The 25,038-nt window shown below is 61.1% G+C and carries 25 protein-coding genes; 7 read left to right on the top strand and 18 right to left on the bottom strand.

Annotated features, from left to right (window positions below):
• Positions 1–19: 19 nt before the first annotated feature.
• The 6 genes from U5G49_RS35170 to U5G49_RS35145 all read right to left on the bottom strand — a co-directional run bounded on the left by U5G49_RS35170 (position 20) and on the right by U5G49_RS35145 (position 4,670).
• Entirely contained in the window at positions 20–694 is a 675-nt protein-coding gene (locus U5G49_RS35170) for a 4-carboxy-4-hydroxy-2-oxoadipate aldolase/oxaloacetate decarboxylase (protein ID WP_193445965.1), read from the bottom strand.
• Positions 695–778: 84 nt separating this feature from the next.
• Positions 779–1,615 (bottom strand): ABC transporter substrate-binding protein, encoded by an 837-nt coding sequence (locus U5G49_RS35165; protein ID WP_047620532.1) that lies wholly within the window; start codon positions 1,613–1,615, stop codon positions 779–781.
• A gap of 31 nt (positions 1,616–1,646) precedes the next feature.
• The gene (locus U5G49_RS35160; protein ID WP_018246881.1) at positions 1,647–2,411 is read right to left on the bottom strand and encodes an amino acid ABC transporter ATP-binding protein; all 765 of its coding nucleotides are present in this window, start codon (positions 2,409–2,411) and stop codon (positions 1,647–1,649) included.
• Positions 2,408–3,166, bottom strand: a complete 759-nt coding sequence (locus U5G49_RS35155) for an amino acid ABC transporter permease (protein ID WP_018449058.1) — start codon at positions 3,164–3,166, stop codon at positions 2,408–2,410. The genes U5G49_RS35160 and U5G49_RS35155 overlap by 4 nt, the downstream gene beginning before the upstream one ends.
• Complete coding sequence (locus U5G49_RS35150) at positions 3,163–3,870, bottom strand: amino acid ABC transporter permease (RefSeq protein ID WP_193445966.1); 708 nt, start codon at positions 3,868–3,870, stop codon at positions 3,163–3,165. Before U5G49_RS35150 ends, U5G49_RS35155 begins: the two co-directional genes overlap by 4 nt.
• Positions 3,867–4,670: an SDR family oxidoreductase gene (locus U5G49_RS35145; protein ID WP_193445967.1), complete on the bottom strand. Its 804-nt coding sequence runs from the start codon at positions 4,668–4,670 to the stop codon at positions 3,867–3,869. Before U5G49_RS35145 ends, U5G49_RS35150 begins: the two co-directional genes overlap by 4 nt.
• A gap of 193 nt (positions 4,671–4,863) precedes the next feature.
• Between U5G49_RS35145 and nac the strand changes: the two genes are divergently transcribed.
• The gene (nac, locus tag U5G49_RS35140) at positions 4,864–5,823 is read left to right on the top strand and encodes a nitrogen assimilation transcriptional regulator NAC (protein WP_018246884.1); all 960 of its coding nucleotides are present in this window, start codon (positions 4,864–4,866) and stop codon (positions 5,821–5,823) included.
• 19 nt (positions 5,824–5,842) lie between these two features.
• Here the strand turns inward: nac and U5G49_RS35135 are convergent, their stop codons facing one another.
• The 12 genes from U5G49_RS35135 to U5G49_RS35080 all read right to left on the bottom strand — a co-directional run bounded on the left by U5G49_RS35135 (position 5,843) and on the right by U5G49_RS35080 (position 17,860).
• Positions 5,843–7,045, bottom strand: coding sequence for a pyridoxal phosphate-dependent aminotransferase (locus U5G49_RS35135; RefSeq protein WP_193445968.1), 1,203 nt, complete (start codon positions 7,043–7,045; stop codon positions 5,843–5,845).
• 61 nt (positions 7,046–7,106) lie between these two features.
• A complete protein-coding gene (locus U5G49_RS35130) occupies positions 7,107–7,874 on the bottom strand; it encodes a 5-oxoprolinase subunit PxpA (RefSeq protein ID WP_193445969.1) in 768 nt (255 codons plus the stop codon).
• Between the two features lie 37 nt (positions 7,875–7,911).
• Entirely contained in the window at positions 7,912–8,907 is a 996-nt protein-coding gene (locus tag U5G49_RS35125; protein ID WP_168279130.1) for a 5-oxoprolinase subunit C family protein, read from the bottom strand.
• The gene (gene pxpB, locus U5G49_RS35120; RefSeq protein WP_018246888.1) at positions 8,904–9,611 is read right to left on the bottom strand and encodes a 5-oxoprolinase subunit PxpB; all 708 of its coding nucleotides are present in this window, start codon (positions 9,609–9,611) and stop codon (positions 8,904–8,906) included. The genes U5G49_RS35125 and pxpB overlap by 4 nt, the downstream gene beginning before the upstream one ends.
• Positions 9,608–10,042 (bottom strand): acetyl-CoA carboxylase biotin carboxyl carrier protein, encoded by a 435-nt coding sequence (locus U5G49_RS35115; protein ID WP_168300163.1) that lies wholly within the window; start codon positions 10,040–10,042, stop codon positions 9,608–9,610. The genes pxpB and U5G49_RS35115 overlap by 4 nt, the downstream gene beginning before the upstream one ends.
• Positions 10,039–11,424, bottom strand: a complete 1,386-nt coding sequence (gene accC / locus U5G49_RS35110; protein WP_193445970.1) for an acetyl-CoA carboxylase biotin carboxylase subunit — start codon at positions 11,422–11,424, stop codon at positions 10,039–10,041. Before accC ends, U5G49_RS35115 begins: the two co-directional genes overlap by 4 nt.
• Positions 11,424–11,867 carry an acetyl-CoA carboxylase biotin carboxyl carrier protein gene (locus U5G49_RS35105; RefSeq protein ID WP_018246891.1) on the bottom strand — a complete coding sequence of 148 codons (444 nt, stop codon included), beginning with the start codon at positions 11,865–11,867 and terminating at the stop codon, positions 11,424–11,426. Before U5G49_RS35105 ends, accC begins: the two co-directional genes overlap by 1 nt.
• 382 nt (positions 11,868–12,249) lie before the next feature.
• Complete coding sequence (locus U5G49_RS35100; RefSeq protein ID WP_131647218.1) at positions 12,250–12,588, bottom strand: hypothetical protein; 339 nt, start codon at positions 12,586–12,588, stop codon at positions 12,250–12,252.
• 33 nt (positions 12,589–12,621) lie between these two features.
• Positions 12,622–13,224, bottom strand: a complete 603-nt coding sequence (locus U5G49_RS35095; protein WP_131647217.1) for a hypothetical protein — start codon at positions 13,222–13,224, stop codon at positions 12,622–12,624.
• A gap of 16 nt (positions 13,225–13,240) precedes the next feature.
• On the bottom strand, positions 13,241–14,563 hold the full coding sequence (locus tag U5G49_RS35090; protein ID WP_193445971.1) for a gluzincin family metallopeptidase: 1,323 nt from the start codon (positions 14,561–14,563) through the stop codon (positions 13,241–13,243).
• Between the two features lie 115 nt (positions 14,564–14,678).
• Entirely contained in the window at positions 14,679–16,553 is a 1,875-nt protein-coding gene (locus U5G49_RS35085) for an adenylate/guanylate cyclase domain-containing protein (protein WP_131647215.1), read from the bottom strand.
• A 236-nt stretch (positions 16,554–16,789) separates the two neighbouring features.
• The gene (locus tag U5G49_RS35080; RefSeq protein ID WP_193445972.1) at positions 16,790–17,860 is read right to left on the bottom strand and encodes a LacI family DNA-binding transcriptional regulator; all 1,071 of its coding nucleotides are present in this window, start codon (positions 17,858–17,860) and stop codon (positions 16,790–16,792) included.
• A gap of 222 nt (positions 17,861–18,082) precedes the next feature.
• Between U5G49_RS35080 and U5G49_RS35075 the strand changes: the two genes are divergently transcribed.
• From U5G49_RS35075 to U5G49_RS35050, 6 genes are all read left to right on the top strand, one after another.
• Positions 18,083–19,036, top strand: a complete 954-nt coding sequence (locus U5G49_RS35075; protein WP_018246896.1) for a sugar phosphate isomerase/epimerase family protein — start codon at positions 18,083–18,085, stop codon at positions 19,034–19,036.
• Between the two features lie 58 nt (positions 19,037–19,094).
• Complete coding sequence (locus U5G49_RS35070; protein ID WP_130654216.1) at positions 19,095–20,327, top strand: ABC transporter substrate-binding protein; 1,233 nt, start codon at positions 19,095–19,097, stop codon at positions 20,325–20,327.
• 102 nt (positions 20,328–20,429) lie between these two features.
• Complete coding sequence (locus U5G49_RS35065; RefSeq protein ID WP_130654215.1) at positions 20,430–21,317, top strand: carbohydrate ABC transporter permease; 888 nt, start codon at positions 20,430–20,432, stop codon at positions 21,315–21,317.
• The gene (locus U5G49_RS35060; RefSeq protein ID WP_113542805.1) at positions 21,317–22,201 is read left to right on the top strand and encodes a carbohydrate ABC transporter permease; all 885 of its coding nucleotides are present in this window, start codon (positions 21,317–21,319) and stop codon (positions 22,199–22,201) included. The genes U5G49_RS35065 and U5G49_RS35060 overlap by 1 nt, the downstream gene beginning before the upstream one ends.
• A gap of 7 nt (positions 22,202–22,208) precedes the next feature.
• Complete coding sequence (locus U5G49_RS35055) at positions 22,209–23,291, top strand: ABC transporter ATP-binding protein (RefSeq protein WP_113542804.1); 1,083 nt, start codon at positions 22,209–22,211, stop codon at positions 23,289–23,291.
• 83 nt (positions 23,292–23,374) lie between these two features.
• Entirely contained in the window at positions 23,375–25,027 is a 1,653-nt protein-coding gene (locus U5G49_RS35050) for a GMC oxidoreductase (RefSeq protein ID WP_193445973.1), read from the top strand.
• The last annotated feature ends 11 nt before the right edge of the window (positions 25,028–25,038 follow it).

Here is a 25,038-nt window from a genome sequence, read left to right as displayed (position 1 = left end):
TAGCTATTGCGCTGTCGCGTCAGATGTCGACGACGAGGCCCTTGGCTTTCAGCACCGGTTCGAGATTGCTGACCTCGATGACCGATTTGCCCTGCTTATATGCCGCGATATAGCCGGCCTCGGCATCTTCGCGGGCCTGTGACAGCCTGGCGACTTCCTGCGCTTCCTGGCGACGCACGACCACCAAGCCGTCGGCATCACCGGCGATGATGTCGCCGGGATGGATGATTTCGCCGCCGACGATGATCGTGTCGTTCACCGCCGCAATAGTTTCTTTCACCGTCCCCTTGATGCAGACGCTGAGCGAGAAGACGGGAAAGCCAAGTTCCCTGAGCTGAAGGGTGTCGCGCACGCCGGTGTCGGTCACGAGACCGCCGATGCCCTTTGCCAGGCAGGCGTTGGCGAGGACATCGCCGAAGGATCCGGCCTCTTCGTATTCGCCGGCCGATACGACGATGATATCGCCCGGCTTTGCGTAGTTGATGGCAAGCTGCAGCATGATGTTGTCACGTGGCGCGCATTTCACCGTAAGGGCCGGGCCGCATAGTTTCATGCGGTAGTCGACGGGCTTGAGGCGGGAGGAAAGGGCTCCGCGGCGCCCTTGGGCTTCGTGGATCGTCGCGGGTGAAAATTTGGAAACGGCGTCGATATCGGCTTTGCTTGGCCGTTCGGCAATATCTTTAATATGGATCACGGATGCCTCCCATCGTTGGCCGACGGCGGGCATGCCCCGCCGTCTGATTTCGTTTGGACATTATTATCGGATGACACCGAGGTCCTAGGGGATCGGGTCGAATTTCAGCTCCGAGAGCGATACGACCTTGTCGGTGCGCGTCATCTTGTATTCGGTATCCGGGCCGAGCCACTTGTCCCAGATCTTGTTGATCTCGCCCGATGTATCGAGCTTGCGAAGGATCTCGTTGATCTTGGCGGTCAGCGCCGGCTGATCCTTGGCCATGCCGATGCCGATCGGCTGATACAGCATCGGCTCCTCGATCATCCGCATTGGCTTGCCCTTGCTCTTCGATTCATTGACGAACTTGGTCGTCGTCATGGTGTTGGCCACCATGCCGCGGGCCTTGCCCTGTTGGACGGCGAGATAGGCAGAGGCGGTATCCTGGAAGGTCAGCGGATCGGATTTGTTGAGCTTGATCGACATCTCAGACGTCGAACCCTTGGTCGAAGCAATGCGCTGGCCTGCGTAGTCGGCCTTCTTCTTGCCGGCATCGTCCGCCGGCACGATCAGCATTTCCTTGGCGAGATAATAGGGGTCGCTGAACTGGATCTGCTCAGCACGGCTCAGAGTATAGGCAAGGTTGGCAACGGTGATGTCGACGCGGCCGAGCTTGACCTCGGGCACACGCGCTTCGACCGAAACCGGCTTGATTTCGGCCTTGACGCCCAATTCCTTGGCGATGGCGCCGCAGAGATCGACGTCGAAACCGGCCATTTCGCGGGTCTTCGGATCGGGTGAGGCGAAGGGAGGAACGTCGGCGAACGTCGCGCAGCGCAGGGTTTTCGCCGAGATGATGTTGTCGAGCTGATCGGCCTTTGCGGGCACGGCCGCGGCCATGCCGGCAAATGCGACGGTGAGGGTTAGGCATTTCCAGTTCATTGCTGTTCTCCTTTGTTTTTGGTGGTTGGTATCAATGCCTGAGATCAGCGAGGAATCGCTGCGCACGGGGATGGCTTGGATTGTTGAAGAAGTCCTCGGGGGTTGCCATTTCGAGGATCTGGCCCGCATCGATGAACCAGACCCGATCCGCGACGTCGCGCGCGAAGCCCATTTCATGAGTGACGCAGAGCATCGTCATGCCTTCCGACGCCAGGCTCTTCATGACGGCCAACACTTCGCCGACCATTTCAGGATCGAGCGCGCTGGTCGGCTCGTCGAACAACATCACCGGCGGTTCCATGGCAAGGGCGCGGGCGATTGCCACCCGCTGCTGCTGGCCGCCGGAGAGTTGACCGGGATAGGCCCGGGCCTTGTCGGCGAGACCGACCCGATCGAGAAGCTTGAGGGCCTTGTCCTTTGCAACATCAGGCGCCACGCCCTTCACCCGGATCGGCGACATCGACACGTTTTCGACCACCGAAAGGTGCGGAAACAGGTTGAAGTTCTGAAATACGAAGCCGATCCGGCTGCGCAGTGCATTGAGTTCCTTCGCCCGCATGGCGGCGTGAATGTTTTGCCCGTCGAGCGTAATCGATCCGCTGTTGATCTCCTCGAGTCGATTGATCGTGCGGATCAGCGTCGATTTTCCCGAACCGGACGGCCCGCAGATGACCACGACTTCGCCGCGTGTCACCTGCGCATCGATGTCCTTCAGGACCGGGTAGTCGCCGTAGCTCTTGCAGACCTGCGAAAGCCGGATCGTCTGCAATTCCTGTGCTGAAACTGACATGGTCATAGCTGCTCCGATATGATTTTCGATGGCGCGACCAAGGCGGCAGAGGGAAGGTTGGAAAGTCCCGCACGCCGCCGCGTGATGCTCCGCTCGAGGCGATTTGCGAAGTAGGTGAGCGTCCAGCAGATGGCGAAGTAGACGATCGCCAGAATGAGGAAGACCTGGAAAGGCTGGGTCAGGAGCTGGTTGTTGACCTGGCTTGCGGCAAAGGTCAGGTCCGGCACGTTGATCACGTAGCCGAGCGTCGTGTCCTTGATCGTCGAGACGAAGGTGGAGATGATGCTGGGGATCATGTTGTAGAGCGCCTGCGGCAGGATGATGAAGCGCATCGCACCGAGATAGCCGTGGCCAAGCGCACGCCCCGCATCCATCTGGCCCGGTCCGAGCGCGACGATGCCGGCACGGACGACTTCGCTCAGGAACGCGCTCTGATAGACCACGAGCGTCGTCAGCATCGTCACGAAGCTCGGTACATCGGCGCCGGTCAGCAGCGGAACGAGGAAATAGCTCCACAGGATGAGCATCAGCAGCGGCACGCCCCTGGTGAAATAGACCAGCGCAGTGACCGGCCAACGCAGCAGTGGAGACTTGGAGAGCCGCGCCAATGCGAACAGGATGCTGACCGGAAAGGCGAGAGCGATGCTGAGCGCCGAAAGGATCAGCGTATTGGCGAGCCCGCCAAGCGGCCCATTGGGATATTGGCCGATCAGCAGCAGCAGCCAGTAGTCTCGAACGATGGCGATCATGTCGTGGATCATGCGCGCGCGCTCCTGGCAGGATCGGTGCGCATCGACAGATAGGCGCCGATGCTCATGATCACGAGCGAGAAAAAAAGATAGAGAACCGTGCCGACCAGGTAGATCTCGAAGGTCCGGAAGCTGAGGTTCTCGATTTCCTTGACCGCATGCGTCAGCTCCGAGGCTCCGATGACAACCGCGAGACTGCTGTTCTTGAACAGGGAAACGCTGTGATTGATGAGCGGCGGCAGCGCGTTGCGCACGCCTTGCGGCATGATGACGAAACGCATCGCGGAGATATAACCGTGGCCAAGCGCACGCGCTGCCTGCATTTGGCCGGGACTGACCGAGCGCACGCCTGACCGAAGATCTTCGCTGAAATAAGCCGCCTGGCAGAGCCCGAGCCCGATCACCGCGAAGATGGCTTCCGCATTATGGACTGCCAGCCATTCGGCTACCCCGCTCGGCATCAGGGTGAAAATCCCGAAGTACCATAGCATGAGCTGAACCAGGGTGGGGACGTTCCGGTGGTAGGAGACGTAAGCGGCGACTAACGGATCGCCGAAGCGAAAGGGCGACAAACGCAAAGCCAGCAGCAGAAGCGCCAGCGCCATCGCCATCGACCAGGAGCCGGCATAGATGATGAAGGTCATCTCGATGCCATGCAGCAGCATGGCGGTATATTCCGGATTTCCCAGGATTGCCGAAAGGTCGAAACCGCTCACGGGTTTGGCTCCCCGGATTGATCCGTCTTCGCCGCAGCGGATTGATCCGGCTTCGCCGAAGGCTGGGGCTTTGCCGTCTGCAGCCCGCCCATGACCTGCAGCGTCGGTGTGATCTCCATGTGCCCTATGTTGACGGCGACGGGGGCTGCTATGGCGAAGGCAATCGCGTCGGCAATATCGGCCGCCTGCGGCAGTTCGAAGCCGTCGATGAACCGTTCGCGGATGCTGGGGTCATCGCCGTGGACGTGATTGAAGATATCAGTGGCGACCCGGCCGGGGCAGATTTCCGTGACCCGTACCCGCTTGCCGAAAGCGTCGATGCGTAGCTGGTTGGACAGCATGCTCACCCCTGCCTTGGTGGCGTGATAGGATGAGTTGCCGCCGAAATTGTAAGCGCCGGCGATCGACGAGATGTTGATGACATGCCCGCGGTCGCGCGCCACCATACCGGGCACGACCAGCCGGCAGATGTGCAGGACCGCCCGGAGATTGACGTCGACGATGAGATCGATATCGCCCTCGTCGGCTTCCAGGAACTTCTTCGGCCGGTCGACACCGGCATTGTTGACGAGAATATCGAACTCCACCCGACGGGCGAGCTCGGCCATGGCCTGACGGTCGGTCACGTCGATGACGTGGGCGACGCAGCCCGTCCGCGCAGCCAGCTGCTGCAGCGCTTCGGCACTGCGGGCAACGGCATGGACCTCGATGTTCTCCCGGCGGAGCCGCTCAACCACGGCTGCGCCGATACCGGAGGATGCGCCGGTCACCAGTGCGGTCTTGTAGTCGGAGAATGGCATTGTCGTTCCCTTGTTGTTGATTGAAACAGTAGCGAAGCTTTAACCCCTTGCCTAAGACCGATTATCTCTGGAGCAATAAGCAACGGTTATGGAGCCGGGAGGGCTGCTGGAAGAAGAGAAAGAGGTGGTCTCAGCATCACCTCGCAGTATCCCTGCCTCGGGCTGTCAGCGACCGCATCGCGTTGCAAAAGCAATGCGCGTCTGCAAACATGTAAGCCGCGCAGATCAGAACGGTAGCCCGATCCTCATGGACATCAGACGCCTCAAATCTTTCATCGTGATCGTCGACAGCGGCAGCATCACGCGAGCGGCGGACCTTCTGCATATCGCCCAGCCGGCCCTCAGTCAGCAGCTTGCAGCACTGGAGGAGCATTTCGGCCACAAGCTGCTGATCCGCAGCCAGCAGGGTGTCAGCATGACCGATGCGGGACACGCGGTGTATCGCCATGCGCAGATTATCCTTCGGCAGATGGAGCAGGCGCAAGCGGATGCATCGGCAGCCGGCAATTCGCTTGCCGGCCGTGTGTCCGTCGGTCTGGTGCCGTTCAGCAGTGCGGCCACGCTGTCGGTCGACCTCCTGGCGGAGACCCGCAAACGACATCCCGGTATTCTGCTGCACCTGACCGAAAGCGTCGGCCAGACCTATAGCCAGATGATCATGAACGGCCGGTTGGAGATGGCGCTTCTCCATGGAACCGGACCGATCAAGGGCGTCCGGTTCGAGCCGATCCTGAGCGAAGAGTTTTTCCTTGTCGCGCATCGGGACTTTGCGATCGAAGCGGATGCGAAACCCGTTCCGCTCAATGCTCTCGACGGAATACCACTGCTGTTGCCGCCGGCCTACAATTTCGTCCGCCGCGCGGTCGATACCGCCTTCACGCGCACCCGAACCAATTTGAAGGTCGTGGCGGAAGTCGAAATCGTCCGCACTCTGGCCCGCGCGGTGGGCAGCGGTCTCGGCGCCACGATCATGCCGAAAGCCATCGCCGACCGTATCGTATCGGAATCGAGTGAGCCGCTGATCTGCCGGCTCGTCTCGCCGCGGATCGAAGAAACACTGTCGCTGTGCGTTTCCGACCAGAATCCCTTGTCGGAACCGGCCCTCGCCGTCAGAGACATCCTTCTCGAGTTGACGGCGCGGCTGAAAAGCTAAACCAGAGGCGCGACGCCGATCAGCGCATATCCTTGCAGAATTGAGCTATGCGGGCGCATCCTTCGCCGAGCTTTTCCATGCTCGTGGCGTAGGAAATCCGGAAAAAGGGGCTCATTCCGTAAGCCGCCCCTTGCACGGTCGCGACATGATGCTCGTCGACGAGCGCCATGACGAAATCGACGTCGGTCTCGATCTTTCGCCCGCCCTTGCTGGTCTTGCCGATCAGCCCGGAAATGTTGGGGTAGATGTAGAAGGCGCCTTCGGGCCTATGGCAGCGCAGCCCTTCCACCTCCGACAATCTGTCGAGGACGAAGTCGCGTCTTTCCTTGTAGATCGCGGCACGTTCCTTCAAGAGATCCTGCGGCCCGTCCAAGGCGGCGGTCGCCGCAGCCTGGGTCAGCGTCGCAATGCCGCCGCCATTCTGTCCGTTGACGTTGCTGACGGCGGATATCAGGTCTTTCGGCCCGGCGCAAAAGCCGAGCCGCCAGCCTGTCATTGCGTAAGCCTTGGAGACGCCGTTCATCGTCAGGACGCGATCATAGAGCCTGGGCTCGACTTCGGCGATCGTGCAGAATTGGAAGTCGTCATAGACCAGGTGTTCGTAGATATCGTCGGTCATGATCCAGACGTTGGGATGTCGCAGCATGACCGCGGCGATGGCGGCCATCTCCGCCCGGGAGCAGGCGGCTCCGGTCGGATTGTTCGGGAAATTCAGGAAGAGCCATTTGGTGCGCGGCGTGATCGCTGCCTCCAGATCTTCCGGACGCAGCTTGAAGCCGCCCTGCTCGTGACAGGAAACAGCGACCGGGACGCCGCCGGCGAATTTGACGATATCGGCATAGCTGACCCAGGAGGGTGTGGGGATGACGACCTCGTCGCCCGGATTGCAGGTTGCCAGCATGGCGTTGAAGATCACCTGCTTGCCGCCGCCCGAGACGACGATCTGGCTGGCATCGTAGTCGAGATTATTGTCCCGTTTGAACTTCCTGATGACGGCGGCCTTCAGCGCCGGTGTGCCGTCCATCGGAGGATATTTCGTGTCGCCGGCAAGAGCTGCCGCATGGGCCGCTTCGATCGCGTGGGCCGGAGTGGGGAAATCCGGCTCGCCGGACGAGAGGCTGACGACCTTGATTCCCTTGGCGGCGAGTTCCCTGGCGCGCTGGGTCATGGCGGCGGATGCGGAGATGGAGACGTTTTTCAGGCGGTCAGCGATGACGGACATCGACATGGTCCTTCGATGAGAGATGGGAACGGGAAATCGCCCGCGGGCGATCGGGATTGCGTCAGTCGGCGAGTTCGGCGGCAGGCGCGAGCGCGGCACCCGTGGCTTCGATCTCACCGCGCACGATGCCGGCAAGCTCGAGGGCGCCGGGTGTGTCGCTGTGGACGAGAATGGAGCGGGCCGGCATCGCGATCACCGCCCCGTCGATTGTCTCGACGGTTCCTTCGAGCAGGAATTGTCGCACACGTGCACGCACCGAAGCTTCGTCCTTGATGACGGCCCCCGGCAGCCCGCGCGCGACGAGTTTTCCGCTGGCGTCATAAGCCCGGTCGGCAAGGAAAAGCGCCAACGTCTTCAAACGCGCGCGTTTGGCCGCCTGCTGAATCTCGCTGCCATGGGTGACGAAGACGACGAGACCCGCGTCCACCGTGGCGATCGCATCCATCATCAGATCGGCCAGCGCAGGATCGCGGTTGACCATATTGCCCATGGCCGCGTGGAAGCTGATATGGGAGACAGTGACACCCTCGGCTTTGGCGATCGCCATTAGAGCCCCCAACTGATAGAGCATCTGCTGGCGAAGCTCATCTGCCGGAAACGGTATTTCGCGCCGGCCGAAGCCGGGCCGGTCAGGCAAACCGGGATGCGCGCCGATGCCGACGCCGTTCAGCTTCGCAAGCCGGACCATTCGCCCCATGATCTCCGGGTCGCCGCCATGGAAACCGCAGGCGATGTTGGCCGACGAGACGAGTTTCATCATCGCTTCGTCATCGCACAGCCGGTAGGGACCAAATCCTTCGCCCATGTCGGAATTCAGATCGATCTTCATCAGTTCCTCCGTTTGACGGCCTTTTGGGCGACACGCATCAGGCCATCGCCTTCAAGGCGCGCTTGACCATTCGGGATGTCTGCCTGACGTCTTCGACATAGCGGGCGACAGCCTGTTCCACCGTGCGCGCCTCCGCATGCGTCGAGCGAACGAATTTCAGGCGGGCGCCGATGCGGGCTTGGCCGAGCCGCCAGAGATCGCATTCGATCACGCCGGCGATCTTCGGATATCCGCCGGCGGTGTTGGCATCGCTCATCTGCACGATAGGTTCGCCGCCGGGCGGAACCTGGATTACGCCGGGCACGACACCGTGGGAGCGCATTTCGATGGACGCCGTCGGCGTGATCGGCTCGCCGGACAGGCGGTAGCCCGTCCGGTCGCTTCGGGAGGAAATCCTCCAGGTCTGGCTCCAGAAGGCTTCGCCATCTCCGGCGAAAAGATCATGCTCGCCGGCCGGCAGGGCGCGGATCGGCAAAACGCCGTCGACAGTGGCCGGGAAGACATCGCGCAGCGCCACGGCCGGTTCGACGACGGCGAGACCAGAGGCCGGCAACATGACCATCTCTGCGTCCTCGCCGACCGCGATCCGATCGCCCTTCGCCAGGGGCCGGCCGGCATTGCCGCCGAAGCCACCGCGGAGCGATGTGCTTTGCGAGCCCATGACAACTGGGATATCCAGCCCGCCTCCGAGCGCAAGATAGGAGCGTGCAAGCCGCGGGGGCTGTTTCAGTCCGAGAACCTGTCCGGGCTCCGCGAGATAGGCGCACCAGGGAAGCAGTTCCGATCCATCCAGATCGGGATTGCCGTCGGCACCGGTAACGGCAAAGACGACGCGCCGCTCGAAACGCAGGCTGAACGGGAACGTCTGCACCTCTATCGCGGCGGCATCTTCGTCATTGCCGACGAGAATGTTGCCGATCCGGACCGCAAGCGGATCCATCGCGCCGCTCGCCGATACGCCGATGTCGCGATAGCCGGGGCGGCCAAGATCCTGCACTGTATTGAACGGGCCGCTTTCCAAGATCTCGATCATAGCTCAATCCCTGCCGGCAGGAACCGCACCGTATCTCCCGGCGCCATCATCGCGGGGGTCGGTGACGTGGGGTCGAACATCTCAAGCGTCGCGAAGCCAATGGAGTTCCAGCCATTCGGACCTGTGAGCATGGCGACGCCGGTCTGCATGCCGCCGATGGTCACGCAGCCCTTCGGCATTTTCAGCGAGGGCACGGTCTTTCGCGGCATGTAGATGCGCGGATCGAGACCATGCAGATAACCGAAACCGGGAGCGCTGCCCAAGGCGAACACACGGTAGGTCGCTTCATGATGGATGCGGACGACCTCGCGGTCGCTCAAGCCTGAGAGATCGCAAAGGGCTGGAAGATCCGTCGCATGTTCGCCGCCATATTGGACGGGGATCTCGATGGTCTTGCCCTTGAGATCGATGCTACGGGCATTCTCCCATGCCTCCAGCAGCCGGGCGACCACCGCATCGGGATCTTCGGGGGTCTCCTTGAAGATCACCAGCAGATTGGTCATGCCCGGGATGTTTTCCGCAAGGTCCGTCCAACCTTTCACAGTCTGGGACAGAGCCCAGATCCGCCGCTGCGCGATAAGGTCGAAGTCGCCTGGCGCCTCGAGCAGGAAGGATCTGGCGCCGATCGAGGAAACCCGCGCCAGGTTTTTGGTGACCGGAACGATCTCGCGTTGCGATGCATGTCTGTTCGTCGTGACGATCATGACTGGAGCTCGATTTCGAACAGAGGATCACCGAAGCCGACCGGTGCGCCGGGTTCTGCGAGCAGCCTGGTCAAAACACCGGAACGGCTGGCGCGAAGGGGAAGCAGGATGTGCCCTACCCCGACAAAGCCGACGATATCCGCTTCGGATACGGAGCGCGGCAGATCTTGCGGCGCGGCGGAGGCGGGATGCTCGACATGGAAGCGGCCGGCCATCGGCGCCTTCACAACGACCGATGCGGAGCCGGGAGCCAAACCAGGAGCATGGGGCGTCGCTTCGGGCGGGCTGATCCGGGCACCGTCTTTTCCAGCGACGACGATGCGAAGCTGTCCGTCCGGCCGGGAGATTTCAAGACCGTCCACGCCGGCGGCCATCAGCGCCTCGGTGAGCAATGCGATGGTCGCCGGATCGCTGAAATCGATCGCGCTCATGCCGCCCTCCGCAGCTTCAGCCATTGTTCGAGATAGTGAATGTCCGTCTCGCCGCGCGCGAATGCGCCGTCCTCGAACAGGGCGCGCAGGAAGGGGATATTGGTGGAAATCCCTTCGACCTCAGTGCCGGCAAGCGCTTCGCGCATTCTTGTCATTGCTTCCGCCCGCGTCGGCGCATGCACGATCAGCTTGGCGATCAGCGAATCGTAATAGGGCGAGACCTTGTAGCCGGCATGAATATGCGTATCGACGCGAATGCCCGGCCCGACGGGCAAAGCCAGATGGGTGACGACACCCGCCGATGGCAGGAAGGTTTCCGGATCCTCGGCGTTGATACGGCATTCGAAGGAATGGCCTTCGCATGTTACATCGCCTTGGTTGAGATTCAGAACGTGACCCTGAGCTGCCCTTATCTGCGCCTGGACGATATCGACGCCGCTCGTCATTTCGGTGACGGGATGCTCGACCTGAAGTCGCGTGTTCATCTCGATGAAATAGAAAGCGCCGTCCTCATAAAGGAATTCGAAGGTTCCGACGCCCCGGTAGCCGATGTGGAGGCAGGCCTGCACGCAAGCCAGGCCGACCGATTGGATGATGTCGGGCGCGATTCCCGGCGCCGGCGCCTCCTCCACCACTTTCTGATGGCGGCGCTGCATCGAGCAATCCCGGTGTCCCAGCCACACGGCATTGCCGTGATCGTCGCAAACAACCTGGATCTCGATGTGACGCGGATGCTGGAGGAATTTCTCCATGTAGAGCGAGGGTGAGCCGAAGGCCTTGCGGGCCTCTTCTCGTGTCAGAGCGATTGCTTCATGCAACACATCAGCCTTTGGCACGACGCGCATGCCGCGTCCGCCGCCGCCGCCGGCCGCCTTGATGATGACAGGATATCCGATTTCCAGCGCTATGCGCTCGATCGTGGCGGGATCGTCGGGCAGCGCGGTGTCCGGACCGGGAACGCAGGGCACGCCGGCCGTCATCATCGCTCGCTTTGCCGAGATCTTGTCGCCCATGGTCGCAATCGAGGAGGTGGTCGGACCGATGAAGATCAGCCCCGCCTTTTCAACAGCGTCGGCGAAGGCAGCGTTCTCCGACAGAAAACCGTAACCGGGATGAATGGCGCCCGCACCGGCAAGACGCGCCGCCAGAAGGATGGCATCCTGATTGAGGTAGCTCTTGGCGGCGGTCGACGGGCCGATGCACAGAAAACTGTCTGCGGTCTTGCCGTAAGGCGCTTGCCTGTCGGCCTCGGAGCAAATGGCGATCGTCTTCAGGCCGAGCTCGCGGCAGGCGCGCTGGATCCGGACTGCGATCTCGCCACGATTGGCGATCAGAACGGTATCGAAGCGGCCGGCCGCGGATTGTTCAGGCGTTTCCGGCATCAGGCAATCTCCGCCAGCAGATCGCCGGTCTCGACCTCGCCGTCGTCGATTTTGGTGAGGTGCGTAATGCGCCCTGACCGCGGCGCGGCGATTGTGTTGAAGACCTTCATTGCCTCGATGATGAAAAGAGTCTGCCCCTCCTCCACCTGGTCACCGATTGCGACGAATGGCGGCTCCCCTGGCGCCGGGGTCCGGTGCAGAACGCCGAAGACGGGCGCCTTCACCGCATAGGAGGTTTTCTCGACGCTCGAAGACGCATGGGAGACGGCATCATGGCCAAAGTTCGTCGTCGATCCTGCCTTTTGCGTGGGCTGGGCAGCAGCCTCCTGACCCTGCGACGTACGGAAAATCCGAACCGTCACGTCCTTTTCCGTCACGGTCAGCTCGCTAATATTCGATCGTCCGACAAAGTCGATCAGCGTCTTGATCTTCGAGAGGTCCATGTGCGTGCTCTGAATTTCAGAATTCCACCGCGCAGATCTGAAGTTTCAGATCGCCCGGCGTTGTGATTTTCGTAGCACGACGCGTCGATTGATGGGGTCAGACGAAGTTTTGATGGAGTGCAATACGCGCCCTATGGAGACATGTCGCTGGAGGTTCTTGATGGCAGCCGGGCCGGCGAGACGACATAGAACCCATCGAAGAGCAAAGCGGTTTGGGAGCGGCGCCTCCCTCTGAATGTATCACACCTCATAGCGCCTGCTTCTCTCGCAAGTCTGCCTGTCCGTCGCATCCATTGGACGGCGCGACCTACAAACAGACTGCGAAGCAGTGCCTGGCCAAGTCGTAGACCATCGGCTCGAATTGAGCGTGATCTCTCAAGAGTCAGACGATCAAAAATCCTTGTATGGCACTCTTCTGGCCATTCAGTTTTATCACAACCCACAAGGGTGGGTCGGGCGGCTCTTTGGTGGTATCGGTGGGCTTGGCGCCAAGCGCCGGCAGGGCGACGACTGGCCATACCTTGTCCGTACTCGTAGCAGAATCATCGCGAAGTACTTTGACGTCAACTCTGTCGCTGCCGTCTTTGTTAGTAGATACATATACTTCCATTCCCTCACGAAAGCCGTGGCCTATGAGTGTAAACGGCGTTCGTGTTCGTAACGGAGCTTGCACAGGCTTGGGGTCCAAACGCACAATTTCGAGAGTAGTTTTCGCGGACATGTTAGCCTCCCGGGTCCATCCCTATCCGTAAAATCAATCACCGTCACCCGATCTGCGAGGGACGAATCCGCCTGATCTCGACATCACGCCGCCGGAGCGGGACAAGGCACCGCCCGATCTGGACAATCCGCCGCTCGCCATTCCCCGAGGATCAGCCGAGGCCTCGGCCGAGAGCAAGATTTGCTCAAGGGTTCCCGTTTGGGCATCAAGCCTCATCGAGAGATCGCCCTTGTCATAGATCCAGACCTTCATATCCCTGGCGAGAGCTCCGATTTGGGAGCCGAGGCCTGTTCGTGCACTCGAACCTGGGGACCGAGACAATCTGTCGTATTCAATATCGCCATCGACGTTCCTCGGAGGTGGATCGTCGGGATTCGAGCCGCTGCCGTGGACAATGAAGATAGCCGGCCGGCTTAATTCAACGAAAGTTCCCTCGAAGGAGAAAGCGTAAATTCGCGCAAGAGTCGCGCCGTCCGCGCTGAGCTGACCCCTCAGAAAACTATTCGCTCCCGATGGATTTCCGATCAGAGGCTGATAAACGTCGCCTCTCAGAAGAAGATCACTAAGTTCACGCCCGAACAAATATACCGCTGATACGCCGAGTAAGGTTTCATTGTCTGCCACGTCTGCCTCCATCTACCTGGTTATTGACCTATGCCAATTTCGACAGCAGAAATTTCTCGCGATAGCTCATCTTCGGAAGCTCCAGATGGTCTATCGGCAGCAAGATTCGCGCAGAGTGGACATGGCTGCGATGCTCGCCACCCTTCACATGCGCGCCGGCATGCAACTCGCCGATGGCACGTTGCCTAAAATTCCTGCTGATGATCCGTGCGAATTGGCCGCCACTTTCATCCCGATCAATCGCAAGCATCGTCCTCGCAACGTCGCCGTAGTCCAGAAAGTCGGGAGCGAGAGCCCACAAGGTTTCCGCCAGATACGTCCCGACGACGTCTCGTGCATCGAGCAATGCTTCGACAAAACCATCCGAGTTGCGGGCGAAAGCGCGGTCGAAAGCATGCTGCACGGGTGCCTCGGCAGCAGGATCGAACTCGGCAATATCTGCGAGATTTTCAACGGCAGGCGAGATCAAGCCGCGCGCCACTAGGCTCTCATGAAAGAGGTCGACGAGGATGTCGAATATTGCACCGGTGAGCGGTTGCGAGAGCTCATGCTCGTCCTTCCACCCACGAGCGAAGTCGGCCATCGTCCTTTTGTTATTTGCCGAACGAATCTGGCGATGCGGCGAAAATTCCGAAAAGCGCGCAAGGCGATTTGCACGGTAGAGGTTACCGCGCGTCTCCGCGAGAACATTGTCGATCACGGACGGAAAATGCATGGCCGCGATCAGCGACACGCAGTCGGAGAAGGCCTCCTGGAAGCCAAGATATTCCGGATACTCGGTTCCCGGGCGCGGCACGCCCAGTACGCTGAAGATGATCGCGTGCCCCACCTCATGAGCGATGACGTCAAAATCCAGGCTGAAGGGAAGGACGCGCCCGTTGTTTTCGAACTGGCTCCCAATTTCGAGGAAACCATAGCCGTATTGGGCGTTGTCCCATCGCGGCAGGATCGAGATTTCCAGACGGTCATAATGATCGCGAAAATGCCAGGTGAGCGGCTGGCCGAGATAGCGCTCCCACACATCCAGTGTGAATCGCACGCAACCAAAAACATGCGCGGCTTCGAAGCCAGCCATCGAAGATCGGAGATAGTCGAAATTGCCGTACTCGTCGGGGGTGGCCGGCTGAAGGATTTTCCCGATCCAGGGCGGCAGATACATGTACGGTGTTCCGAGCGGCCCGCGGTTCACACCGTAAGGACTGGTCTTGCCGACCGGCTCCACAACGAACATGCGATCGTCGGCCGGACCAGCCGTCAGGCTGCCCAGCGGAGACGACACTTCGACAATCTCGGGACTGGACCAAGCATCTTCAAATGGAGGCTGTACAAAAAGTCTGAACCGGGTGCTCATCCGCTTCCCCTCAAAAGACTTTTCTGGTGCAAGTTTAAGTTGACCTTCGGCGCTCGCGAGAATTTTAGCAAGTAATGAAATAGTATTAGCGCCAGCCTGCCAAATGTACGAGGCGTTATTCAGACAGTTCAACCAATCTCGAATAGCGCGGGTGACTGCGAATGGAATCGAGGTCGGAATCGTTCTTGAACCACAGCCGCATCTCGGCGCCGACCTGAGGCATCCAGGCTTCCAGCACCTCGATCGCTCGGTCAATCTCGCCAAGCAGCGCATAAGTGCAGGCGGCGTTGTACTGAATGTTTATGTCGTTGGGATCAGTCGCCAGTGAGCGGGCCAGCCACTCCAGTGCCCGATCGCGGACACCGAGAAAGGCGAGCACGGTTGCTCCAAGACAGGCAACATTGGCATTCTCCGGATGTAGCCGCAATTCTTCCTCCGCCTTTTTCAACGCGATCCAAGCATAACTATTGGCCTTGTCTGTTTGCCCGAGTGAACGAAAGACGTGCACAAGCATGGTCGGCGCACCATAATCGGCAGGCTTGATTTCCATTGCACGCTGAAAGTAGGTGGCCGCCAGCTCGAACTGACCGTCGGTGACGCAAAATTCGGCATAATACCGGTTCGCCTCGTGGCAATCGCCGTCGAGCGATAAAGCCTGCTCGAATGCGGAAACGGCCTCAGCGCGATTGCCGGCCACCGCCAACGCAAACCCCTTGGCCGCGTGTGCCTCCGCCAGATTGGGATCGATAGCGAGCGCCCTCGCGGTGTTCGCAAGAATGTCCTCCACCGGGATCTGTACACCGAACTGGGACCGCAGACGCGCATCGCAAACCGCGACGCCCGCATAAGCGCGGGCATAGTCCGGATCCAATTCGATAGCTCTCGCGAAGCTCTGTCTGGCCATGAGATGGTTTGAGCGCGAGGCAATGTGATAGTATTCGCGGCCCCTGAGGAAGTGCGTATAAGCTTCAACGCTTGCTGTCGGCGCCAGCTCGATTGCCTTCTTTTCCTCCGGGAGTAGCTTGACCTTCAGTTGCTCGACGATCGCCTTCGTGATCTCGTCCTGCACTTCGAAGATGTCGGTGAGGTCGCGGTCGTAACGCGCCGCCCACACGTGGCCATCGCTGGCTGCGTCGATCAATTCAGCATTGATCCTCACATGGTTGCCGGCCTTGCGGACGCTGCCCTCTACGACATAGGCAACCCCGAGTTCCCCGGCGATGCGCTGCAGGTTCTCGCTCCGGCCTTTGCATGTGAAGACAGTGTTGCGGCTCAGTACGAATAGGCCTGAAACATTCGATAGGTCAGTGATGATGTCCTCTGTGATGCCGTCGCTGAAAAACTCCTGGGCGGGATCGTCGCTGATGTTGGCAAATGGCAGGATTGCAACCGACGGCTTGTTGACGGGTGCGCGCGTGTGCCCGCTTGCGGCAAGCGGCACCTCCTCACCGGAGGCGACATTGCCCCAATCGGCAAAATAGACATGGACCGGGCGGGAAATGTTTTTGACGGTCTTGGCGCCCTGGTCCGCGAAATCGAGGCCGAGCTTGTTTCCGACTTCGTGGCGCACAGCCGCCGAACAGGCAATGCCGCCAGGATCTGCAAGGGCTTGTAGCCGGACCGCCACATTAATGCCGTCCCCATGAAAGTCATCCGCATCGAAGACGATGTCACCCAGATTCAAGCCTATTCGAAACGCAAAGTGCCTGTCCGCTGGAATCCCCATGTTGCGCTCCAGCATGCCGCGCTGGATTTCGACTGCGCATCGTGCAGCACTGAGCACGCTGCCGAACTCGACCAGGAAGCCGTCGCCCATCACCTTGATTATGCGCCCGCCGTGGGTCGCGACAGCGGGATCGAAGAGCTCGCGGCGATGCTGACGAAGGGCGTTAAGCGTCTCCTCTTCGTTGGCTTCCAGGAGACGGCTGTAGCCTACCACATCGGCGGCCAGGATAGCCGCCAATCGGCGCTCGACAAGCTCTGCACACATGCCCGTCTCCCCAACGTGCTGGTGGCAATATTACTCAATTCTAGAAGTTAGCCGATCATGTTGCCGGATGATTGTATTACTGACAACTAAAATATCCCTCTGTCGCCAAACCAACAGTTTACGCTGAACACTGTAGGGCTGTAATGGCGTCGACCTACAAGAGATCGAAGTACCGAGGATCAAGCGGCGGGTTTTGATTGATGTCGAGGGTAATCCCCTCGCCGCGGCCGGCTCCGTCAGTTCTTCGGAGCAGCGATGCTCTCCCGCAAGATCAGGCTGCTGCGGATGACGGTACGAACCGTCGCCGTATTCTGCCTCTGGCCAATGGCGTCGAAGAGGAGATCCACCGCGGCGCGCCCCATCTCTTCCACCGGCTGCTTGATCGTCGAGAGTGGCGGAGAGCAAAATTCGCAGACGGGGGAGCCGTCGAAGGAGACGACGGACACATCACCGGGAATACTTAGGCCCGTCCGTTGGATACGGCTGACAAATGAAATGGCCATGTCATCGCTGGTCGCGATGACGGCTGTCGGTTTCTCGGTCAACTCGGCGAAATCATCCGCCGCCTGGACACCAATGTCGAAGCCGTGCTGATAATCGAGATGACCACCCGAGCGATGCACCGAATCCTCGGACAATCCTGCCGCCTCGAGCGCCTCGAGGACGCCGCCGTAACGCTCGACATCGTGATAGTTGCCTTCAGGCCCCGCAAGATAGAGGAACCGTCGATGACCCAGTCGGATCAGTTCGGCCGTGACGTCGCGCACGGCCTCGCGGTCGTTCGTAACGACGCTCTGCAGGCCGGCATCGCTCATGTCGAGCAGCATCGACACGATCGGCAGGCCGGAATTGGCCAGCGAGCGTCCGTCAACCTCCGGAAGCTTCGACGACAGGATGATGGCCCCGCGCACGCTGCCGCCGAAGGCGAGGTCAAGAATGTGCCGTTCGGAAATCTCGTCGCGGTCGAGGTTGGCGATCATCAGGTTGTAGCCGCCCTGGATCAGCGATTTATTGATACTCTGCAGCACCTGCGGAATGACCTGGGAAGCGCCATAGTAGAGCGATCCCGGCAGAATGATCATGATGATATTGGATTTGCCGACCCTAAGACCGCGCGCCATCGCGTTCGGGGTGTAGCCCAGTTGCCTGGCTGCGGCATTGATCTTGGCGCGCGTCTTTTCGTTGACCCGTCCGGGATTGGCGAGCGCCCGGCTCACTGTCGATATCGCAACGCCGGCGAGCCGCGCGACATCGGCCATCAACGCGCCTGATTGATCCTCCCCGACTACATCCTTGTTTTTGTTCACGGTTCTTTCTTTCTCCGGGATGCTTTTGTTTGCAACTCTAAGACAAGTGGCAGCTTATAGCAAACGTTTGCCAAAAACCGCTTGCGTAAAAAAACAGCTTGGCTATTATCTAATCATGGCAAACGATTGCCATACGCTAATGCATTGAAAATTCTACGACTTATGAATGCGGAACGGCCCTTCCGCAAACGGATAGGGTCATGCCTTGAAAAGGGAGTGATTATGGCTGCTGACGACAGGCTGCGCTTCGGCGTCGATCTCGTGACATTCTTCCATCCCGGCTTTTGGGACGTCGATAGCCATGACGCGATCGTCGACTATGCACGCGCCGCGCCGCGCGCCTTCTGGGACAAGATCCTCGACGGCGTCCAGGCCTCCGGCGTTACCGGCGTCGAGCTGACCTTCTCTCCCTTCAACTGGCAGGACGCGATCAAGACCTATGGATCCGTCGATGCCTTCGCGGCCGAGCTGGCAAGACGCGGTCTGACGCTGTGCAGCGGCTTCTTCGCGGAACTTGAGGCGGCCGGCGACTTCGCCGAGCCCGAGGCCCAGCGCGCGCTGATCGACAAGGCGGAACGATATGCCGACTTCCTGAAAGCCTGCGGCAGCGACATCATGGTGATCGGCGCGCCCCTACGCCAGACGCTCGGCGCCCAGCCGGTGCAGTTCCATGATTTCGATCGCGCCAAGGTGATCGCCGATTTTCTGAACCGGCTCGGCGCGACCCTCTATGCCAGGGGCGTACGGCTGGCGCTGCACACCGAGGCGCACTCGATCTTTGCCGCCGCGCGCGACGTCGATCTGATGATGCTTCTCACCGACCCAGCCTATGTGCACATGTGCCCGGATACCGCCCACATCATCGTGGCCGGCTCCGATCCCGTCCAGCTCGTCGATCGCCATCACGAGCGCATGATCATCGCCCACTGGAAGGATGCGCGCGGCCCGATGCCCGCCGACACCCCGATCGACAAGCACATCCATGAACGCCACCAGCCCTATTTCTGCAGCTTCGGCCTCGGACGGGTCGACTGGCCGGCCTGGATCCGGCTGCTGCGCGACCGGGCCTATGAAGGCTGGGCGATCCTCGAACTCGATGCCGCGCCGGATCCCGTCCGCGACATCGCCAACGGGCTCACCCTCGTCCGGCAGGCGCTCCTGCCGATCTATCGCTGACAGTCATCCCTAAAACAACAAACGCCCCGCAAAGAGGGCATTTTCAAGAGGTGGAACAATGAAGACCATGATGAAGCTTTTTCTTGCCGGCGTGGCATTCGCCGGCCTGTCTGCCTCGGCCCATGCCGAGGACAAGCCGACGATCGAGATCATGTCGTCCTGGACGTCGGGCGGCGAAGCAGCCGCGCTCAACGTCATCAAGACCGAGTTCGAAAAGCGCGGCGGCGTCTGGAAGGATTCCTCGATCGCCGGCTTCGGTGCGGCCGATGCCGCCTTCCAGAACCGTATCGTCGCGGGTGACGCGCCCGGGGCCAAGCAGGGCGTCATCGGCCTCGCTGCCGCTGATTTCATCAACCAGGGCCTGTTCAATCCGATCGACGACGTGGCCTCCTCCGGCAAATGGGCGGACGCCCTGCCGAAATCGATCCACGATCTCATCTCCTATGACGGCAAGGTCTATCTTGCGCCGACCGGCGCCCATGGTGAAAGCTGGATCTTCTATTCGAAGGAAGCCTTCGAGAAGGCCGGCATCGCGCAAGAGCCCAAGACCTGGGACGAGCTCTTTGCGGATCTCGACAAGATGAAGGCTGCCGGCATCGTTCCGGTTGCCTGGGGCGGCCAACCCTGGCAGCAAACCAAGGTCTTCAACATGATCCTGCTCTCTCAGGTCGGGATCGACGGGTTCCTGAAGATCTATGTCGACAAGGACAAGAGCCCGGCATCCGTCGAGGGTGTGAAGAAGACCCTTGAAATCCTCGGCAAGCTGCGCGGCTATGTCGATGCCGGTGCAGCCGGCCGCAACTGGAACGACGCGACCGCCATGCTGATCACCGCCAAGGCCGGCGTGCAGTTCATGGGCGACTGGGCCAAGGGCGAATTCACCGTTGCCGGCAAGGAGCCGGGCAAGGATTATGGCTGCATGATCGTGCCGGAGTCGAAGGGCATGGTTTACATCGCCGACTCCCTCTGGTTCCCCAAGACCGGCAAGGCCGAGACCGACAAGGCGCAGAAACTTCTCGCCGAAGTCGTCATGGATCCGGCCGTTCAGGTCGAATTTGCCCTGAAGAAGGGCTCGGTTCCGATGCGCGCCGACGTCGATAAGTCGAAGCTGGACGCCTGCGCGCAGAAGGGTGTCGAGCTGATGAGCGCCGGTGCAATCGTGCCGGACCAGGCGATCGTGCTGACGCCCCAGCAGGTCGGCGCGCTCGACGACTTCGTCGACGAATACTGGAGCGGCGGCTCGAACGATGCAGGCGCCGCAGCCGAAAACTTCTTCGCCGTCTTCGAGTAGGATAGTACCCGTGGCGTCGGCCTGATCCGACGCCACGGCTGCCGGCTGCCGCCTCACGCGGCGGCCCGAGCCCTGCTTTCCACTCCGTCAACGAGCTGGCCGATGTCCATCAAACGCAAGCCCAATCTTTCCGCGACCATCGCCTTGCTGCCGACATGGTTCGTCGCGGTCGTGGTCTTCATCGGCACCATGGCTTGGTCGATCCGCCTGTCCTTCACCAATTCGACGCTTTTTCCGTCCTCGACCTATGTCGGCTTGGCGCAGTATTCGAAGCTCTTCTCTTCCGCCAAGTGGCTGGCCTCGCTGCAAAACGTGTTGATATTCGGCGTCCTATACGTCGCAGGCTGTTTGCTGCTCGGCTTCTTTCTCGCCGCGGCGCTGGACCGCAAGATCCGCTTCGAAAGCGCCTTCAGGACCATATTCCTCTATCCCTACGCCATGTCCTTCGTGGTGACCGGGCTGATCTGGCAATGGATGCTCAATCCGACGCTCGGCATCCAGGCGAGCGTGCGTTCGCTCGGCTGGGAAAGCTTCGTCCTCGACTGGGTGGTCAATCGCGACATGGCGATCTATGCGCTGGTGCTTGCCGGCGTATGGCAGGGCGCGGGGCTCGTCATGGTCATTGCGCTCGCCGGCATGCGCGGCATCGAGGCCGAGCAATGGAAGGCGGCGCGGATCGACGGCATTCCCGTCTGGCGGATCTATGTCTCGATCATCCTGCCGCAGCTCGGGCCGGCGCTGGCCGCGGCCGGCATGCTGCTCGCCATGGGCGTGATCAAGACCTATGACATCGTCGTCGCCATGACCAATGGCGGCCCCGGCAATGCGACGGAGGTGCCGGCGAAATTTATCATGGACAATCTGTTCGGGCGCCAGAATCTCGGCCTCGCCACAGCAGGCGCGACGGTGCTTGTCCTCGGCGTGATCATCGCAGTCGCTCCGTTTCGCTACATCATGCACATGCGCGACAGAGCGAAGGGAGCCGCGTGATGGCCCGTCCTCATCCAAACGGCCCGAAGCCGGCACAGATCACCGCCGGGCGCATCGGTCTCTATGCCTTCCTTGTCATCGCCGCGCTTTTCTTCCTTTTGCCGCTCTACACCATGGTCGTCACCTCGCTGAAGTCCATGGACGAAATCCGGCTCGGGCAGATCTTTGCCCTGCCGGCCACGCTCGATTTCTCTGCCTGGGCTACCGCCTGGTCGGGCGCCTGCATGGGAACCGTCTGCGTCGGCATTCGCAGCGGCTTCTGGAATTCGGTGGCGATCACCCTTCCCTCGGTCGCGCTGTCGGTCTTTATCGGCGCCGTCAACGGTTATGCGCTGTCGCTCTGGCGGCCGCGCGGGGCAAACCTGCTCTTCGGCCTGCTGATGGCCGGTGGCCTGATCCCCTACCAGATCTTCCTTTATCCGATGGTCCGGGCAATGGCGAATATCGATCTCTACAATTCGCTGGCCGGCATCATTCTCGTGCATGTCATCTTCGGCCTGCCGCTGGTGACGCTACTCTTCCGCAACTATTTCGTCAGCGTGCCGGAGGAGCTCTGCAAGGCGGCACGCGTCGACGGCGCGGGCTTCTGGCGCATCTTTTTCGAGATCATGCTGCCGATTGCCGTGCCGATGGTCGTCGTGGTCTCCATGCTGCAATTCACCGGCATCTGGAACGACTTCCTGCTCGGGCTCGTCTTTGCCGGGCGCGACAACCTGCCAATGACCGTGCAGCTCAACAATATCGTCAACACCACGATGGGCGAGCGAACCTACAACGTGAACATGGCGGCGACGATCCTCACCGCCATCGTTCCGCTCGCCATTTATTTCCTGTCCGGCCGCTGGTTCGTGCGCGGCATCGCGGCCGGCGCAGTCAAGGGGTAACGCTTCCATGCAATCTGCCGTCTCCGTCAAGGACCTGAAGATCGCCTATGGCGACCATACGGTGATCGAGAAGATGTCGATCGATATCGCGCCGCGAGAGTTCCTGGTGCTGCTCGGCCCTTCCGGCTGCGGCAAGTCTACGCTTTTGAACGCCATTGCCGGTCTCCAGGACATTACATCAGGCGAGGTCTGGATCTCGGGCAAGAATGTCAGCTGGGAGGAGCCGAAGGACCGTGGCATCGGCATGGTCTTCCAGTCCTACGCGCTCTATCCCCGCATGTCGGTCCGCAAGAACCTCTCCTTTGGACTTCGCGTCGCCCGTCTGCCGAAGGCCGAGATCGAGGCCCGTGTCGCTCGCACCGCCGCCCTTCTCCAGCTCGACAAGCTGCTCGACCGGCGCCCTGCCGAGCTATCGGGCGGCCAGCGCCAGCGCGTCGCCATCGGCCGGGCGCTGGTGCGCGAAGTCGATGTCTTCCTGTTCGACGAACCGCTGTCGAACCTCGATGCCAAACTGCGCAACGAATTGCGCGTCGAGATCAAGAAGCTGCACCAGCGCCTCGGCAATACGATGATCTACGTCACCCACGACCAGGTCGAGGCCCTGACGCTTGCCGACCGCATCGCCATCATGCGCGACGGTGTGATCCAGCAGCTCGCCTCGCCGGCCGAGATCTACCGCCGCCCGGCCAATCTCTTCGTTGCCGGTTTCATTGGCGCTCCGGCCATGAATTTCATCGAGGGCCGGATCGAGCGCGGCGACGGGGCGCCCATCTTTCTGGGCAACGGGCTGACCATCGATCTCTCCGGCTATTCCTTTGGTGCGGCCGCGGCGGAAGGACCTGCTACACTCGGCTTTCGCCCGGAACACCTTGTGCTCGATGGGGCGGCGAGCGGCCTGCCCACCATTCCGGGCCGCGTTGCCGTCGTCGAGCCGATGGGTTCGGACGCCGTTGTCTGGTTCGACTGGGCGGACCAAAGCCTCTCGCTCCGGCTGATGGGCGACGTCACCCTTGAGCCCGGTGACGCCATGGCTCCCGGGCTCGATATCGCCAAGGCCTCCCTCTTCGGCGCTGACGGATCGCGGCTGTGACGCACCATCCCTTTGTTTTCCCGCAATTCCGGGCGCGTTTCGCGCCGTTTTGAGGATTGCTCCAGGACAGGATTTGAAACGACATGTCTGAGATCGTCTATGATGCGCTGGTGGTCGGCTCCGGCGCGGCGGGTTCCTTCGCGGTAAAAGAACTGACGGCACAGGGGCTGTCGGTGCTGCTGCTCGAGGCCGGTCCCGCCGTCGGGCCGAAGGATTTCGATCCCGCGCGCAAGAAGGCGCCGGCAAGCAGCATCAATATCTGGGAGCGCGCGCGGGCCACCCTCAAGGGCCAGCCGATCCAGGCCCGCGCGGCGTTTTTTACCGAGCGTTTCAGCCACTTCTTCGTCAATGACCGCAAGAACCCCTATACGACGCCGAAGGGCGAGCCCTTCCTCTGGATCCGCGGCCGCCAGGGCGGCGGGCGTCTCCACAGTTTCGGCAGGGTGCTGCTGCGCTGGACCGACGATGATTTCAAGATCCGCTCGCGCGCCGGAAAGGGTGTGGACTGGCCGGTCTCCTATGAAGAACTGGTGCCTTTCTACGACGAGGTGGAGACTTATCTCGGCCTCTACGGCAATAGGGATAACGTGCCGAGCTTGCCGGACGGCATCTATGCGAAGCCGGCAAGCCTGACGCCCGCCGAACAGATCTTCAAGCAGGCGGTCGAAAACCGCTGGCCGGACAGGCACGTCGTCTCCTGGCGTTACATTGCGCCGGACGCGGACCGCATGCCGCGACCGCTGCGAGACGCTCAGGCCACCGGTCAGTTGACCGTCCGCTACGACGCCGTCGTTCGCCGCATCACCACGGACGAGAAGACCGGCCGCGCCGCCGGGGCGGAGTTCATCGATCGCAATACGGGCGAAGTATCGACCGCGCGCGCCGCGACGGTGGTGCTTTCGGCCTCGCCGATAGAGAGCGTACGGCTGCTGTTGAATTCGGCGTCGGCGAAACATCCTGATGGGCTCGGCAACAGCTCGGGCGCTCTCGGCCGCTATTTCATGGACCAGCTTCCGTGCCTCGCCTTTGGGTCCTTTTCGAAGGCGAAGGGTTGGGCGGTCGACGAGTCCGCGCCGACCGACCCGTTCTACAATCCGTCGGGCGGGATCTTCATTCCCCGCTTCGGGGAGGGCGATGCCGCCCGCGGCGATTTCGACTACCAGGGAAGTGTCGGCCGTGCGCCGATCTCCGCAGACGCAGATGCACGTCTCGCCTTCTTCGGTTTCGGCCGCATGCTGCCCTATGCAGACAATCGCATCACGCTCGACGCCAGGCGTAGGGATGCCTGGAACATTCCTGTGCCGCATATCCGCTGCGTCATGCGACAGGAGGAACAGGCGCTGCTCAGAAGGCAGGAGGAAACGCTGATCGCGATGATCAAGGAGGTCGGCGGCGACCTCGAATTCATCGGCTCGCCCACCGGCCTCAAGGAGATGAGCAAGGGCGCCTTTCCCGAAGCCGATGCCTTCAGCCGCTTCATGTTCCGCAAATGGTTCCGCAAGACCATGTGCATGGGCGCGGCAATCCATGAGACGGGCGGCGCGCGCATGGGCGAAACCCCGGAGGCTTCGGTGCTCAACCCCTACAACCAGGTCTGGGATGTCCCGAACCTCATCGTCACCGACGCCAGCGCCTTCCCCGGCAGCGGCATCGCCGGCACGACGCTCACCGTCATGGCTCTGACGATCCGCGCCTGCCGGAATCTTGTCGACCAGTACCGGACGGGACAGCTATAGGCGCGCCTCGG

Source organism: Rhizobium indigoferae (assembly GCF_034554815.1).
Classification (GTDB): Bacteria; Pseudomonadota; Alphaproteobacteria; order Rhizobiales; family Rhizobiaceae; genus Rhizobium; species Rhizobium leguminosarum.
Note: the sequence above shows the minus strand (reverse complement) of the source record. Positions and strands in the feature narration are given on the sequence as shown.

Coding starts and splice junctions, on each gene's coding strand:
- U5G49_RS35165 (WP_047620532.1), bottom strand. CDS start 1,615: ATGAACTGGAAATGCCTAACCCTCACCGTCGCATTTGCCGGCATGGCC.
- U5G49_RS35160 (WP_018246881.1), bottom strand. CDS start 2,411: ATGACCATGTCAGTTTCAGCACAGGAATTGCAGACGATCCGGCTTTCG.
- U5G49_RS35155 (WP_018449058.1), bottom strand. CDS start 3,166: ATGATCCACGACATGATCGCCATCGTTCGAGACTACTGGCTGCTGCTG.
- U5G49_RS35145 (WP_193445967.1), bottom strand. CDS start 4,670: ATGCCATTCTCCGACTACAAGACCGCACTGGTGACCGGCGCATCCTCC.
- nac (WP_018246884.1), top strand. CDS start 4,864: ATGCGCGTCTGCAAACATGTAAGCCGCGCAGATCAGAACGGTAGCCCG.
- U5G49_RS35135 (WP_193445968.1), bottom strand. CDS start 7,045: ATGTCCGTCATCGCTGACCGCCTGAAAAACGTCTCCATCTCCGCATCC.
- U5G49_RS35130 (WP_193445969.1), bottom strand. CDS start 7,874: ATGAAGATCGATCTGAATTCCGACATGGGCGAAGGATTTGGTCCCTAC.
- U5G49_RS35125 (WP_168279130.1), bottom strand. CDS start 8,907: ATGATCGAGATCTTGGAAAGCGGCCCGTTCAATACAGTGCAGGATCTT.
- pxpB (WP_018246888.1), bottom strand. CDS start 9,611: ATGATCGTCACGACGAACAGACATGCATCGCAACGCGAGATCGTTCCG.
- U5G49_RS35115 (WP_168300163.1), bottom strand. CDS start 10,042: ATGAGCGCGATCGATTTCAGCGATCCGGCGACCATCGCATTGCTCACC.
- accC (WP_193445970.1), bottom strand. CDS start 11,424: ATGCCGGAAACGCCTGAACAATCCGCGGCCGGCCGCTTCGATACCGTT.
- U5G49_RS35105 (WP_018246891.1), bottom strand. CDS start 11,867: ATGGACCTCTCGAAGATCAAGACGCTGATCGACTTTGTCGGACGATCG.
- U5G49_RS35100 (WP_131647218.1), bottom strand. CDS start 12,588: ATGTCCGCGAAAACTACTCTCGAAATTGTGCGTTTGGACCCCAAGCCT.
- U5G49_RS35095 (WP_131647217.1), bottom strand. CDS start 13,224: ATGGAGGCAGACGTGGCAGACAATGAAACCTTACTCGGCGTATCAGCG.
- U5G49_RS35090 (WP_193445971.1), bottom strand. CDS start 14,563: ATGAGCACCCGGTTCAGACTTTTTGTACAGCCTCCATTTGAAGATGCT.
- U5G49_RS35085 (WP_131647215.1), bottom strand. CDS start 16,553: ATGTGTGCAGAGCTTGTCGAGCGCCGATTGGCGGCTATCCTGGCCGCC.
- U5G49_RS35075 (WP_018246896.1), top strand. CDS start 18,083: ATGGCTGCTGACGACAGGCTGCGCTTCGGCGTCGATCTCGTGACATTC.
- U5G49_RS35070 (WP_130654216.1), top strand. CDS start 19,095: ATGAAGACCATGATGAAGCTTTTTCTTGCCGGCGTGGCATTCGCCGGC.
- U5G49_RS35065 (WP_130654215.1), top strand. CDS start 20,430: ATGTCCATCAAACGCAAGCCCAATCTTTCCGCGACCATCGCCTTGCTG.
- U5G49_RS35060 (WP_113542805.1), top strand. CDS start 21,317: ATGGCCCGTCCTCATCCAAACGGCCCGAAGCCGGCACAGATCACCGCC.
- U5G49_RS35055 (WP_113542804.1), top strand. CDS start 22,209: ATGCAATCTGCCGTCTCCGTCAAGGACCTGAAGATCGCCTATGGCGAC.
- U5G49_RS35050 (WP_193445973.1), top strand. CDS start 23,375: ATGTCTGAGATCGTCTATGATGCGCTGGTGGTCGGCTCCGGCGCGGCG.